The organism is Pandoraea terrae, assembly GCF_902459695.1.
GTDB classification, from domain to species: Bacteria; Pseudomonadota; Gammaproteobacteria; order Burkholderiales; family Burkholderiaceae; genus Pandoraea; species Pandoraea terrae.
Genome location: NZ_CABPRZ010000004.1, coordinates 29100 through 42144, shown reverse-complemented (window position 1 = coordinate 42144; position 13045 = coordinate 29100). Strand labels below are relative to the sequence as shown.

General features: G+C 62.2%; 13 protein-coding genes and 1 riboswitch. Of the genes, 9 read left to right on the top strand and 4 right to left on the bottom strand.

Features of this window, described 5'->3' with window-relative positions:
• The first annotated feature begins 248 nt into the window (after positions 1–248).
• Genes metX through PTE30175_RS05785 form a run of 3 tightly spaced genes read left to right on the top strand, consistent with a single transcriptional unit; the run spans position 249 to position 3431 of the window.
• Positions 249–1421, top strand: coding sequence for a homoserine O-succinyltransferase MetX (gene metX, locus PTE30175_RS05795; RefSeq protein ID WP_150696120.1), 1173 nt, complete (start codon positions 249–251; stop codon positions 1419–1421).
• Positions 1418–2071 carry a methionine biosynthesis protein MetW gene (metW, locus tag PTE30175_RS05790; RefSeq protein WP_150696119.1) on the top strand — a complete coding sequence of 218 codons (654 nt, stop codon included), beginning with the start codon at positions 1418–1420 and terminating at the stop codon, positions 2069–2071. Before metX ends, metW begins: the two co-directional genes overlap by 4 nt.
• Positions 2072–2102: 31 nt before the next feature.
• Positions 2103–3431, top strand: coding sequence for an AmpG family muropeptide MFS transporter (locus PTE30175_RS05785; protein ID WP_338044408.1), 1329 nt, complete (start codon positions 2103–2105; stop codon positions 3429–3431).
• 37 nt (positions 3432–3468) lie between these two features.
• Here PTE30175_RS05785 and PTE30175_RS05780 read toward each other — a convergent pair whose 3' ends face one another.
• From PTE30175_RS05780 to PTE30175_RS05770, 3 genes are all read right to left on the bottom strand, one after another.
• Entirely contained in the window at positions 3469–4242 is a 774-nt protein-coding gene (locus tag PTE30175_RS05780; protein WP_150696118.1) for an exodeoxyribonuclease III, read from the bottom strand.
• A 106-nt stretch (positions 4243–4348) separates the two neighbouring features.
• Complete coding sequence (locus PTE30175_RS05775; protein ID WP_224788617.1) at positions 4349–4918, bottom strand: flagellar biosynthesis sigma factor; 570 nt, start codon at positions 4916–4918, stop codon at positions 4349–4351.
• A 77-nt stretch (positions 4919–4995) separates the two neighbouring features.
• Positions 4996–5994, bottom strand: a complete 999-nt coding sequence (locus PTE30175_RS05770) for a DUF2515 family protein (protein ID WP_150696117.1) — start codon at positions 5992–5994, stop codon at positions 4996–4998.
• A gap of 711 nt (positions 5995–6705) precedes the next feature.
• Here PTE30175_RS05770 and PTE30175_RS05765 point away from each other — a divergent pair.
• Entirely contained in the window at positions 6706–7596 is an 891-nt protein-coding gene (locus PTE30175_RS05765; protein ID WP_150696116.1) for a hypothetical protein, read from the top strand.
• 279 nt (positions 7597–7875) lie between these two features.
• On the opposite strand, the gene PTE30175_RS05760 is transcribed toward PTE30175_RS05765, so the two are convergent.
• Entirely contained in the window at positions 7876–8805 is a 930-nt protein-coding gene (locus PTE30175_RS05760) for a LysR family transcriptional regulator (protein ID WP_150696115.1), read from the bottom strand.
• 158 nt (positions 8806–8963) lie between these two features.
• On the opposite strand from PTE30175_RS05760, the gene PTE30175_RS05755 reads away from it, so the two are divergent.
• From PTE30175_RS05755 to PTE30175_RS05735, 5 genes are all read left to right on the top strand, one after another.
• Positions 8964–9422, top strand: a complete 459-nt coding sequence (locus PTE30175_RS05755; protein ID WP_150696114.1) for a CidA/LrgA family protein — start codon at positions 8964–8966, stop codon at positions 9420–9422.
• Positions 9423–9424: 2 nt separating this feature from the next.
• Positions 9425–10108: an LrgB family protein gene (locus PTE30175_RS05750; protein ID WP_150696113.1), complete on the top strand. Its 684-nt coding sequence runs from the start codon at positions 9425–9427 to the stop codon at positions 10106–10108.
• 30 nt (positions 10109–10138) lie between these two features.
• A riboswitch (S-adenosyl-L-homocysteine riboswitch) is annotated at positions 10139–10259 on the top strand.
• Positions 10260–10289: 30 nt separating this feature from the next.
• Entirely contained in the window at positions 10290–11708 is a 1419-nt protein-coding gene (gene ahcY / locus PTE30175_RS05745; protein ID WP_150696112.1) for an adenosylhomocysteinase, read from the top strand.
• A gap of 135 nt (positions 11709–11843) precedes the next feature.
• A complete protein-coding gene (locus tag PTE30175_RS05740) occupies positions 11844–12194 on the top strand; it encodes a phage holin family protein (protein ID WP_150696111.1) in 351 nt (116 codons plus the stop codon).
• Positions 12195–12214: 20 nt separating this feature from the next.
• A complete protein-coding gene (locus tag PTE30175_RS05735) occupies positions 12215–13018 on the top strand; it encodes a TlyA family RNA methyltransferase (protein WP_191628850.1) in 804 nt (267 codons plus the stop codon).
• Positions 13019–13045 lie beyond the last annotated feature (27 nt).

Below are 13045 nucleotides of genomic sequence, written 5' to 3'. Positions count from 1 at the left end.
ATACTGCTAGCCACGCGGGGGTTGGTCATCTGGCCCTTGCATCATTGGCGCGCCGATTTGGTGACTCGATTGCGGGCGCGCGAATGGACGGCTTCATTGCCGTTCGTTCATATAAATGCGGCTAAAGAGGTCGTTCGCGCACCACATCGCTTTTCCGTCGACCCCTTTTCCGCAGTGTCGTTTCCGGACGTCAGCCCCATGCAGGCCGGCGCCGGTCGTTCGCGTTCATCCGTATTCGGACAGGGACTATGGAATCGTCAATCGGAATCGTGACGCCGCAGCGGATGCATTTCGCTGAACCGCTGGCGCTGCAAAACGGCAGTTCGATCGCCGGGTACGACCTGATGGTCGAGACCTATGGCGAACTCAACGCCGACCGCAGCAATGCCGTGCTGGTGTGTCATGCGCTCAACGCCTCGCATCACGTCGCCGGCATCGCCGCCGACAACCCGAAGGACATCGGCTGGTGGGACAACATGGTCGGGCCGGGCAAGCCGCTCGACACCAACCGGTTCTTCGTCATCGGCGTCAATAACCTCGGCTCGTGCTTCGGCTCCACCGGGCCGATGAGCCTGAATGCCGCCACCGGCACGCCGTACGGCGCACGCTTTCCGGTCGTGACCGTCGAGGATTGGGTCAATGCCCAGGCGCGCGTGGCCGACGCCTTCGGCATCGCGCGCTTTGCCGCGGTCATGGGCGGGAGCCTTGGCGGCATGCAGGCGCTTGCATGGAGCATCATGTACCCCGAGCGGGTGGGGCACTGTCTGGTCATCGCCTCGACGCCGAAGTTGTCCGCGCAGAACATCGCTTTCAACGAAGTCGCGCGCTCGGCCATCCTTTCGGACCCGGATTTTCACGGCGGCGACTACTACGCCCATGACGTCGTGCCGCGTCGCGGACTGCGCGTGGCGCGCATGATCGGCCACATCACGTATTTGTCCGACGAGGACATGGCGACGAAATTCGGCCGCACGCTGCGCCGCGCCGAAGCGCTCGTTGACGGCGTCAAGTCGGCTGCCGACGACAATTACCGTTTCAGTTTCGACGTCGAGTTCGAGGTCGAGTCGTACCTGCGCTATCAGGGCGACAAATTCGCCGAGTACTTCGACGCGAATACGTATCTGCTGATCACGCGCGCGCTCGACTACTTCGACCCGGCGCGCGCGTTTGGGGGCGACCTGTCGCGCGCGCTCGCGCATACCTCGGCCAAGTACCTGGTGGTGTCGTTCGCCACCGACTGGCGATTCGCGCCGAACCGCTCGCGCGAAATCGTCAAGGCGCTGCTCGACACGCGCCGCACCGTCAGCTACGCCGAGATCGACGCGCCACACGGTCATGACGCCTTCCTGCTGACCGATCCGCGCTACCACAATCTCGTGCGCGCCTATTACGAACGCATCGCCGAGGAGGTCCGCGTATGACCGGCATCGTGACTTCACCCGCCCCGACCGCAACCCGGCCCGCCGCAACGCGCATCGCGACGTCGCTGGCCGATCGCGCCGACTTCCGTGTCATTGCCCGCTGGATCGATGCGCGCTCTCAGGTGCTCGATCTCGGCTGCGGCGACGGTGCGCTGCTGCGTCTATTGTGCGACGAACTCGACGTTCAGGGCTACGGCGTCGAGATCGAGGACGACGGCGTGCTTGCCGCTGCCAAGCTCGGCATCAATGTCATCCAGCAGGACATGGAGGGCGGTCTCAGGCTGTTCGAAGACCAGAGTTTCGATACCGTCATCCTGTCGCAGACGCTCCAGACCATCCATCGCACCGCCGACATTCTGCGCGAGACGGTGCGCGTGGGCCGCGAGGCGATCGTCTCCTTCCCGAATTTCGGTTACTGGCCGCATCGCTGGTCGGTGTTGCAGGGGCGCATGCCGGTGTCGAAGAGCTTGCCGTTTCAATGGCACAACACGCCGAACGTGCGTGTGCTGACGATCCGCGACTTCGAGGCGCTGGCGCCCGACGTCGGCGTAAAAATTCTCGACCGCGCCGTGCTGCATAACGGGCGTTTGATTACGGTCGGCGCGAACTGGCGTGGTAGTCTTGCGGTCTATCGCGTCAAGCGTTCCTGAACCGACGACGCTCCCCCCGTCCGCCCTGCCCATGACCGACTCGACCCCGCCCGCCAACGGGCGCGTGTTTCACCCGACGCGGATGCTCATCTGCGTGATCCTTGGCTTCACGTCGGGCCTGCCGCTGTTCATCCTGCTCAATCTCCTGCAGGCGTGGATGCGCAGCGAGCACGTCGACCTGAAGGCGATCGGCCTGTTTGCGCTGCTTCAATTCCCCTACACCTGGAAATTCCTGTGGGCGCCGCTGATGGACCGCTACGCGCCCAACCTGGCCGGCTGGAAGCCGGGGCGGCGGCGTGGCTGGATGTTCCTCACGCAATGGCTGGTCGCGGGCGCCGTGGCGCTGATGGGGACCTTTTCGCCGCAGCGCGATCTGATGACGATTGCGGCACTCGCGGCGGCGCTGGCGTTCTTCAGTGCGAGCCTGGACATCTGTCTGGATGCCTATCGCCGTGAATTGCTGACGGACCGCGAGCAGGGCCTCGGTACGGCGATGCATGTCAACGCCTACAAAGTCGCGGGGTTGGTGCCGGGTTCGCTTGCGCTGATCCTGGCGGATCATCTGCCGTGGTCGCAGGTGTTTTTCATCACGGCCGCGTTCATGCTCCCGGGGATCGTCATGACGCTCCTCGTGAAGGAACCCGAGATTCGCGGCACGCCGCCGAAGACCTTGCGCGAGGCGGTTGTGGAACCGTTTCACGAGTTCGTCACGCGCGGCGGCTGGTCGCAGGCATTGCTGGTGTTGGCGTTCATCTTCCTGTACAAGCTCGGCGATTCGATGGCGACGTCGCTGGCGACCTCGTTCTATCTCGACCTCGGCTTCACGAAAACGCAGATCGGTGTCGTGGCGAAGGCGACCAGCCTGTGGGCCAGCGTTGCGGGCGGCATTATCGGCGGCATCTGGCTGATCAAGCTCGGTATCAACCGCGGGCTGTGGGTCTTCGGCGTCCTGCAGCTGGTATCCGTGCTCGGCTTCGCGTGGCTGGCCGAAACCGGGCCGGTCGTGGCGGGACTCGGTGGCGTGATCGCGTTCGAAGCGTTCACGGCAGGGCTCGGGACGGCAGCGTTTACGGCGTACATTGCCCGCACCACAGATCCGCGTTACACCGCCACGCAATTCGCGTTGTTCACGAGCCTGGCGTCGGTGCCGCGCACGTTCGCGAACGCAGGCACCGGGTATATCGTCGACAGCGTGGGTTGGGTGCCGTTCTTCCTCATCTGCACGGCGCTTGCCGTGCCCGGCATGCTGCTGCTGCCGAAGGTCGCGCCGTGGGGCGCGGATGACGAAAACGGCGATCCGAAGCCCGGCAAATCGGCCGGTACGGTCAAGTCGACGGAATCGGTCGAGGCGACCGACTGAATGCGATGAATCGGCCCCGTCTTACGGCTTGAATGTCTTACAGCGTGTGCGTGTAGTCGATGGTCAGCGGTGCGTGGTCGCTGAACTTGATGTCGCGGAAGATTGACGTCGTGTGGGCTTTTTCCGCGATGCCGGCCGTGGCGATCTGGTAGTCGATACGCCACCCGACATTCTTCGCATACGCCTGGCCGCGATTGCTCCACCACGTGTACTGTTCGGGGCGCGGATCGAGCGTGCGAAATACGTCGACGTAACCGCCTTCGTCGAACAACTGCGTGAGCCACGCGCGTTCTTCGGGCAGGAAGCCTGAGTTTTTCAGGTTGCCCTTCCAGTTCTTGATATCGATTTCCTTGTGCGCGATGTTCACGTCGCCGCACAGGATGACTTCGCGGCCGGCCGCGCGCAGTTCCGCCAGATGCGGCATGAACACGTCCATGAAGCGGAATTTCGCGAGTTGCCGCTCTTCCGAGCTTGATCCCGACGGGATATAGACGGAGATGATCGACAGGTTGCCGAAGCGCGCCTCGACATAGCGGCCTTCCGCATCGAACTCGGCATTGCCGAAACCGATGTGGACGTCGTCCGGCTGACGGCGCGCGTAAATGCCTGCGCCGCTGTAGCCTTTCTTCTCCGCGTAGTGGAAATAGCCGAGGTAGTCGTGCGGGCTCAGGAATTCGGGCGTCATGTCGGGCAACTGCGCCTTCAGTTCCTGAACGCACAGGATGTCGGCGTCCTGCTTGCCGAACCATTCGAAAAAGCCCTTCTTGGCGGCCGAACGCACGCCGTTGAGGTTTGCGGTAATGATGCGCATGGTGGAAACGTGACACGCCGCGCGAGCCGGCGCCCTGAAAAAATGATCAGAAGCAAGGATACCGCATGTGGCGCGTGGGTGATGGGCGGATGCAGTTTCCTGAGGATCACGGGGCAACCGGTTGCGTCGTGTCTTCGGTTGAGCATCCGGTATCAGAGGACCTGGAGAGTTCCAACGCGATGCGAAAACGATCGTCATTCGGACGATCATCGTCCTGGATGCGGAATACGTTAATACTGGCTCTTAGCTTGTCGCCCCCCTGCCAATAGCTGGTCGGACTCGGTAGGGAGCGCATTCTCTCGCGCATGGCCGGCGTGTCCTCGATCGCTGGAAACATGTCGGGCTTTCTAAGGCACCAACCTCCCTGGCGAAGCTGCCTTTGCAGATCGGTGACGACTTTCAACGTTTCGTCGAGGGGCAAAAGCTTGGTTTGCGGCCACATTGTCACCGACCGAACGTTTCCATGCTCGTCGTAGCCGACAAAAAGGCGCTTCGCGGCAGGCGTGATGAAGCCAAATTGGGGATCCGTGAAGCGCAATATCGTCGGTCGTTTGACATAGCCTCCCGCGTAGTGACCGAGAAGCCCAGGTGGCAACGTTGTACTGGTTCGCTGCCTCACTTGCTCGTACGGTTCACCGATGGTCAGCGTCACAATGTCCGCCGGACGAACAAGCATGTAGAGTCCCCACAGGAGTGCGGAGCTTATGACCAACACGGTTTTGGGGCGCCGACGAAGCAACTTCCTGAAGATCGTCAATTGCGACCCCGGGCGACCCCGCTCAGGGCGTTACCGACGTCATGACGACGCAGCGGATCCCGCAGCAACCAATCGAACTGGTCGGCTGCGCGTAAAACGAATTTCATCCGCTCCTCGCCGTTCGCGAGATTGGCAAACCGGGATTTGCTGAAACCTACATGGCGGGGATCGTCATCTCGTTCGCTCTTGCATTCGTTGGACAACGTCAACTGGATTTCCTGGGAGAATCCAGTTGGAAAGTTCGTTACCCAGAAAAATTGATTCGATCGCATCAGCGTAGCGAAGCGAACGTTATCGTACATCGCAGGCTGCAGGATGTTCAGTTGCTCATGGGTTGCAAGAGCTTTGACGCCGCCGTGAATATTTCCCGCATCGATCGCCTCGAACCCTTCCACAATATCCGCAGAGAGTTTCCCGAATGTAACCTCCTTCCCAAACGGCCAAACCACCTGGCCCTCCAATTGCGCACGCTTCTCCAGACAACTTTTGAACCGTTGAAGCCCGTATTTTTGATAGAAGATATGCAAGGGCCAAATATCGAGAAACAGCGCCGTATTGCCTTTGGTCAGCATTTCGTAGGCAAATGCCGACGCGCCGCCGGCCCCTTGGTCATGCATGGGCATCCTGGGCGAGGCAAAAGGCGACATCCGCTCCAACGCCGAACTTTGCCGCATCCACGCTTGATGCGCGTCGCGCTGCCGATTTGAATTCGCAACCATGCCTGCGGCGTGGATCAGGCCGCACCCCACCTGCTTCGATGCGAACGCCGCCAGCCCGGCCCATTGGAAGCGAGGGTCGTCCAGCCAGAGCTGCGCGTAAGCGGCATTAATGCGTCGATTGCGCGCAATCGGGTCATGCTCGGCGACAATGGCTTCCGCCTTCTTTTGATAGAAGTGCCACGCTTGCACGCAGTCGAAAGGTACTTCCTTCTTTTCAGGCTCTTGTGCGCCTTTGGGATAGCAGAGGCCGCATTGTTTGTTCGCGCATTTTGACATGGTTATATCGTGACGGTTCGGGGGGATTTCCGTCGATATTTTGGGGCCGTTCCCGCATGATTTGGCGTGTGATTTCTCCCATTTATCTGTTATTCGGAAGACGAACGGGTGGGCGGGCATCAGGCCGGGGTGAGATACCGTACGTTTATCTGGGATAAGACGGCCGATCCGAAGATCGCCCGGCCTGAACCCGCCCATAACGAAAATGGCGAACGAAGCCAGTGCACAACTGACCGCGCGAGCGCGGCCGTGTGCCCCAGAAATAAACGTTTCAGGATCTCACTCCCGAGTCGCGATTGGGTCGCGACAAGGAAAGCTTATCGAGGGCACATGCTGCGCACAAGCGAATATAGGCTGCCAACGAGATTTTCGGAATCCTCTGATTCGAGGTTTGGGAGATTCCGACGTTGCATCAATGCCACGGCATTTTGAGGGAAGGGAAATTCCGAGAAGCTGGCTCAAGGGCGCGCTGGGTGACGAGATGCACGCGGTGCCATGCGGCGTCGGCCACAACCCGCCGATGATCGTCAGAAGGCCGAGGCGTTCTTACACCTGCGTTCGTATCGCCGGGTTGATTTCCAGAAGTGGCCTGTAGAAATTGCACAGGGGGCAGTAGACAAATGGACAGAAAATCACGGTCGCGCACTCGCGCTCACCCGACGGGCTGCCCGGTAAGTTGCTGACCTTCTGAGTATTTGATGCGGACTCCACATGAAAATATGCCGTAACGGATCGCGTTATCTTCTCCCCGACTTGCAAGACGAACAAACAAAAGGAGCGCCTTTCAGGGACCAGGCCCCGTCGCGCGGTACGCGAGGGCAGCGTCTGACCCGCCGGCAGCGTCAGGACCTTGCCCAACAGGCATTCAATTTTGTCCAAAGCTCAGACAAGCCGCTACATCCCGAGATTGCCAAGCGTTTGCAGGAATCCACCACCGACGCCGAGCCGCCGCCAGGCAGCAGGGCGCAATTTCTCCATGCCCTGCTCTCGATTTTCAACACATTGTCCAGCTACAACATATCGCTCAATAACGTAACAGCATTGGCAACTCCGCTGCCGAATCAGATCACTGGCATTTCATCTCCCCATCCGCACGCCGTCAGTTACGATCAGCGTGGCACGACAGGAAGTGCCCATCCGGCACGAGGCGCCAGAAAGCGTAGGCATGTGCCCGCGCGAACAATTGATGATCGCGATAACGTAATGACGGTTTCCCCCGCCGACGACGTAAAGCTGGAGCGGCTGGCGCGCCCGATTTTGAAGACCCATCGGACGTGGGGCGATGCGCTCCGTTCGATCGGCTCGGGGGCGAATCCCTTCGAATCGCTGGTGGCCGTTGCAAACCAGATCCACAGCGTTGCACATGGCCAGGATATCCCCGATGAAACCAGGCGAATACTTGACAAAGTGGGGGGCGCGATCGACCAGACCACAGTCATGTCACCGAATGCTGCGATTTCCAGATCATTTTTTCGCTCGTTCGACACGCTTGCGAATGTCATCGAAAACAAACCGGTTTCAGTCGAGAAGCTCGATCAGGCAGTCAATGACGTCGACCTGTTGCGAGGCTTTGCAAAATTGAATCGGGTGAGCGTGCGCTAACCCGGATTCACACTCAAGCGGGAGCAGGCGGCCTGCGCCCGTGAATGCATCCGCAAAGACCGCGGCGTCTGGCGCAGCAGAACCGCCTTACCTCAACCTCAAGGGGAAGAAATACCCCATCGAGAACGGTGCGCCAGGCCGTACATGGATCACCAAGGAGGGGTTGCCCCCTCTTCCCGTGAGCCGTAAGGGCGCCGGCAAGCAGGAACAATGGGATGTGATCGCTGGAGCGGCCCCGTGGAACCTGGGCAGCTCCGGTTGCAATGCGCTCCGCCCGGCTCACCGTTCCGACGGCACGATATTCGCGGCGCCGCCGCCGGGACCCAGGATGTCGCGTGCCAGCGCCAGCCACGCGCGCGCCGCATGCGAGAGATACGAGTCGCGCCGCCAGGCCATTGCCAGATCCCACGGGATCTCGGGTTCGCGGATGTCCGCGATGGCGAAGCGCGCGGGCGACAGGCGAGCGCAGAATGGCTCCGGCAGCAACGCGACACCCACGCCGTTGTCGACCATCGACGCAATGAAGTCCCACTGGCTGCTGCGCCCTGCGATGTTCGGCGTGAAACCCGCCCGCCGGCAGGCCGCCATCACGATCTCGGACAACGCAAACCCCTCGCCGTAGAACACGAACGATTCGTCACGCAACTCGCCCAGCGACACCGCGGGACGCCCCTCCCAGCGCGATCCGCGCGCCGCGATCAGCCGAAGTTGGTAATGACAAACCGGCAGCACGTCGAGGACCGCCGGATCGACCGGCAGCAACACCGCGCCCAACTCTACATCCCCCGCCAACAAGGCCTGTTCGATCGCGCGCGACCCCGTCTCGAACAACTTCATCTCGATGTCGGGGTAGCGTTGATGGAACGCGCCGATGACGGGGATGAACAGGTCCCCGCCCAACGGCGGAATGCCGATCAACAGCTCGCCCCTGGCCACCGTCGCCAGGTCGGCCAGTTCCTGCTTGAGCCGCGCCTGCGCCGCCAGCAGGTCCTGCCCGCGTTCAAACACGACCCGGCCCGCGTCCGTCAACTGCAGCCGCCGCCCCATGCCGCGCTCTTCGCGCAGCAGCAGGGGCGTGCCAAGTTCCTCTTCGAGCGCCTTCACCATCTTGCTGACGGTGGGCTGCGTCACGAACAGCGCCTCGGCCGCCGCCGTGAAGCTCTGCTGACGGACGACCTCCACAAACCCCCGCAACGCCCGTAATTCCATGTTCTGCCCCCTGTTTGGCAGCGATCCGCCCGATGTCGATCCATGACGGAATCTTATCATTCCAATTTGGAATCGAATCGATGATCGCAATTCATTATATTTATGTTGCGCCGCTTCCTATACTTGCCTCATTGATGCAAAACCTAGGGAGAACCCTGATGACCAAGACCACCGCAAACCGCCTCGTGATCCGTGGCAAGCGTCTCGTGGATGTCGTCTGGCAGGTTGCCCTGCTGACCGGTATCTATCTGGCCGCCGATGCTGCGTCGCGTCATTTCAATTTGCCGCTGCCCGGTGGCGTGCTCGGCCTGCTGGCCGTGATCGGCTTGCTGATGACCGGCGTGCTCAAGGCCGACCGCATCAAGCGTGGCGCCGACTGGTTCCTGGCCGAAATGCTGCTGTTTTTCGTGCCGATGGTCGCCGCGGTCATGCAATACACCGATCTGCTGCGCCACGAAGGCCTGCAGTTGCTCGCCGTCATCGGCACGGGGACTGCGCTCGTGATGGTCTCGACCGCGCTGGCCGTCGATCTGGCCCTGCGCGCCGAGCGTCGCCTGATGCGTGCGGCCGTGCCCGTGCGCGCCGGCGGCCGTACGTTGCGTTCGCCGCGAGACTGAAAATGAACCGCACGGCCTTGCTCTGTCTTGTCCTGACGATCGTCTTCTACGGGATCTCGAAGCGGCTGCACGCGCGCTACGGCAAGATTTGGCTCGGGCCGGCCATTCTGGCGCCGACGCTGCTCATCGCTGTCATGGTCGGCGGCAATATCCCGTACACGACGTACATCTCCGATTCGCGCTGGCTGGTCTGGCTGCTGGGCCCGACGACCATCGCATTCGCGGTCCCCATCTACGAACATCGGGCTGTCATCCGCCGCCACGCGTTTGCGCTGACGGTCGGCGTGCTGGTGGCGATGGTGGTAGCCGTCGGCAGCGCCTTCGTGCTGGCCCGCCTGTTCGAACTGCCACCGGAAATGGCGCGCAGCCTGCTGGCGCGCTCGATCTCGACGCCGTTCGCGCTTGCCGTCTCCGACAAGGTCGGCGGCTCGCGCGATCTGGTCGGCCTGTTTGTCATCATCACCGGTTTCATGGGCATGCTGGCCGGCGAGGCGCTCCTTTCACTGCTGCCGCTGCGCAGCCGTCTGGCGCGCGGGGCCCCGTTCGGCGCGGGCGCTCACGGCTTCGGCACGGCCAAGGCCCGCCAGATCGGCAGCGAGGAGGGCGTGGTCGCGAGTCTCGTCATGATGATCAACGGCATCCTGATGGTCTTCGCGGCACCGCTGCTGTCACATCTGCCGATGTAACGAACGCAAGCTTCTTTGCTACAATGCCGGGATCTTGAGGAGCGTTGCGACGGACGGGTGCGCTCACCCGCCGCCAGGCTCAAGATCCTTCTTTCCGGCCCGCCGCCCCGTTTTCGGCGCGTGGGCCCGCTTTGAACGGCGCTCACGTCCCGGTTTCTAGACATTTTAGAAAGGAGGCGTGATGAACGCCGCAGTCATCGATTCGAAATCCGCCGATTACCACGTTGCCGACCTGTCGCTTGCCGCCTGGGGCCGCAAGGAACTCGTCATCGCCGAAAGCGAAATGCCGGGCCTGATGGCCCTGCGCGCGGAATACAAGAACAGCCAGCCGCTCAAGGGCGCGCGCATCGCCGGTTCGCTGCACATGACCATCCAGACCGGCGTGCTGATCGAGACGCTCACTGCGTTGGGCGCCGAAGTCCGCTGGGCTTCGTGCAATATCTATTCGACGCAGGACCATGCCGCTGCAGCGATTGCGCAAGCCGGCGTGCCGGTGTTCGCCTTCAAGGGCGAAACGCTCGACGAGTACTGGGAATACAGCCACCGCATCTTCGAATGGCCGAACGGCGAGTTCGCGAACATGATTCTCGACGACGGCGGCGACGCCACGCTGTTGCTGATCCTGGGCAGCAAGGCTGAGCAGGACGAAAGCGTCATCGCCAAGCCGACGAATGAGGAAGAAGTCGCGCTGTACGCCTCGATCAAACGCCATCTGGCGATCGATCCGCATTGGTACAGCGTGCGCCTGGCGCAGATCAAGGGCGTGACGGAAGAAACGACCACGGGCGTGCACCGCCTGTACCAGATGGAAAAAGACGGCCGCCTGCCGTTCCCGGCCATCAACGTCAACGACTCCGTCACCAAGTCGAAGTTCGACAATCTGTACGGCTGCCGCGAATCGCTCGTGGACGGCATCAAGCGCGCCACCGACGTGATGATCGCGGGCAAGGTCGCTGTCGTGGCCGGCTACGGTGACGTGGGCAAGGGCTGCGCGCAGAGCCTGCGCGGCCTGGGTGCCACGGTGTGGGTCACGGAAATCGATCCGATCTGTGCGCTGCAGGCCGCCATGGAAGGCTACCGCGTCGTGACGATGGACTACGCTGCCGACAAGGCCGACATTTTCGTGACGGCGACCGGCAACTTCCACGTGATCGATCACGACCACATGGTCAAGATGCGCCATCAGGCCATCGTGTGCAACATCGGCCACTTCGACTCGGAAATCAACGTCGCGTCGCTGCGCAAGTACACCTGGGACAACATCAAGCCGCAGGTCGACCACATCGAGTTCCCCGACGGCAAGCGCATCATCCTGCTGGCCGAAGGCCGCCTCGTGAACCTCGGCTGCGCCACGGGGCACCCGTCGTTCGTGATGAGCAACTCGTTTACGAACCAGACGCTCGCGCAGATCGAACTGTTCGTGCATGGCGAGAAGTACAAGAACAGTGTGTACGTGCTGCCGAAGCATCTGGACGAAAAGGTCGCACGCGCTCACCTGGGCCGTATTGGCGCCGAACTGACGGTGCTGTCGGATGCGCAGGCCAGCTATATCAGTGTCGACAAGAACGGTCCGTTCAAGCCGGCGCATTACCGTTACTGATCGTGCCTGCCGGACGCTGCGCGCGAGCGCGTGCGTCCGGCACGGTTTCTGTGCTTGCCGCTCACGCCGTCTTGTTACTGAACGCCGGCGCATGCCTTGCCAAGGCAAGCGCCGGCATGTCCACCGGAGCACCCCATGCGTCTGTTGTTGATCTGGATCATTAATGCGGTCGCTTTGCTGATCGTGCCGCACATCGTGTCGGGCATCCATCTGCGCGGCGTCGGCACTGCATTCCTCGTGGCCGTGGTGCTGGGTCTCATCAACGCGCTGCTGCGGCCGATCCTCGTCGTCCTGACCCTGCCGGTGACGGTGCTGACGCTGGGCCTCTTCATTCTGGTGATCAACGCATTGCTGTTCCAGTTGGCTGCGCACCTTCTGAAGGGTTTCGAAGTGTCGGGGTTCTGGGCCGCGTTCTTCGGCTCGCTGCTGTATAGCCTGATCTCGTGGGTGCTGTCGGCCCTCGTGTTCGGCGAGCGCGTGCGATAAGGCGCGGCCAAGGTGGACGTATGAGCGATGCATTGCGTGCCGACCAGGCGCTCGTGGCCCGCGGACTTGCGGCTTCGCGCACGGCGGCGCAACGTCTGATCGACGCCGGCCGCGTGTTTTACGCCGGTGGCGAGGCGCCGCTCAAGAAGGCGAGCCAGTGGGTGGCGGCCGAAGATGCGCTCGAAGTGCGCGCGGCGCCGGACGGTCTGCCGGGCGAAGAGCGCTATGTCTCGCGCGGCGGCCTGAAGCTGGCCGGCGCGTTGGCGGCGGCGGGCATCGATCCGGCCGGCCGCGTTGCGCTCGATGTCGGCCTGTCGACGGGCGGCTTCGCCGACTGCTTGCTGCAAGCGGGCGCGGCGCGCATCATCGGCGTGGACGTGGGTCATGGACAATTGCATGCGCGACTCGCGTTCGAGCCGCGGCTGTGGTCGCTCGAAGGCATCAACGCGCGCCACCTAACGCGCGAAATGCTCGACGAACGATTGCACGCGCGGGAAACCGACGGCGTGCCCGAGGCCGGCTTTGCGTTGATCGTCGGCGACGTGTCGTTCATTTCGCTGACGCTGGTGCTGCCGGCAGTGGCGCCCTTGCTGGCCGAGGACGGCGATCTGCTGATGCTCGTGAAACCGCAGTTTGAAGTCGGCCGCGCGCATATCGGACGCGGCGGCCTGGTACGTGACCCGGCGCAGTACGCGGCGGTGGAGACAAAGATTCGCGCCGCATGCGACGAACTTGGCTTGACGGTGCGCGCCTGGCTCGATAGCCCGATCGTGGGCGGCGACGGCAACCGCGAGTTCTTCGTGCACGCAGGACGCGCGCGCTAGTCCACTGAATATATTATTAAAAGACAA

What these genes read in the sequence shown, in the direction of transcription:
- PTE30175_RS05760 (WP_150696115.1), bottom strand. Translation starts at nt 8,805, where the DNA reads ATGGAATTACGGGCGTTGCGGGGGTTTGTGGAGGTCGTCCGTCAGCAG.
- PTE30175_RS05755 (WP_150696114.1), top strand. Translation starts at nt 8,964, where the DNA reads ATGACCAAGACCACCGCAAACCGCCTCGTGATCCGTGGCAAGCGTCTC.
- ahcY (WP_150696112.1), top strand. Translation starts at nt 10,290, where the DNA reads ATGAACGCCGCAGTCATCGATTCGAAATCCGCCGATTACCACGTTGCC.
- PTE30175_RS05785 (WP_338044408.1), top strand. Translation starts at nt 2,103, where the DNA reads ATGACCGACTCGACCCCGCCCGCCAACGGGCGCGTGTTTCACCCGACG.
- PTE30175_RS05780 (WP_150696118.1), bottom strand. Translation starts at nt 4,242, where the DNA reads ATGCGCATCATTACCGCAAACCTCAACGGCGTGCGTTCGGCCGCCAAG.
- PTE30175_RS05750 (WP_150696113.1), top strand. Translation starts at nt 9,425, where the DNA reads ATGAACCGCACGGCCTTGCTCTGTCTTGTCCTGACGATCGTCTTCTAC.
- metX (WP_150696120.1), top strand. Translation starts at nt 249, where the DNA reads ATGGAATCGTCAATCGGAATCGTGACGCCGCAGCGGATGCATTTCGCT.
- PTE30175_RS05770 (WP_150696117.1), bottom strand. Translation starts at nt 5,994, where the DNA reads ATGTCAAAATGCGCGAACAAACAATGCGGCCTCTGCTATCCCAAAGGC.
- PTE30175_RS05765 (WP_150696116.1), top strand. Translation starts at nt 6,706, where the DNA reads ATGAAAATATGCCGTAACGGATCGCGTTATCTTCTCCCCGACTTGCAA.
- PTE30175_RS05735 (WP_191628850.1), top strand. Translation starts at nt 12,215, where the DNA reads ATGAGCGATGCATTGCGTGCCGACCAGGCGCTCGTGGCCCGCGGACTT.
- PTE30175_RS05740 (WP_150696111.1), top strand. Translation starts at nt 11,844, where the DNA reads ATGCGTCTGTTGTTGATCTGGATCATTAATGCGGTCGCTTTGCTGATC.
- metW (WP_150696119.1), top strand. Translation starts at nt 1,418, where the DNA reads ATGACCGGCATCGTGACTTCACCCGCCCCGACCGCAACCCGGCCCGCC.
- PTE30175_RS05775 (WP_224788617.1), bottom strand. Translation starts at nt 4,918, where the DNA reads ATGCTTGTTCGTCCGGCGGACATTGTGACGCTGACCATCGGTGAACCG.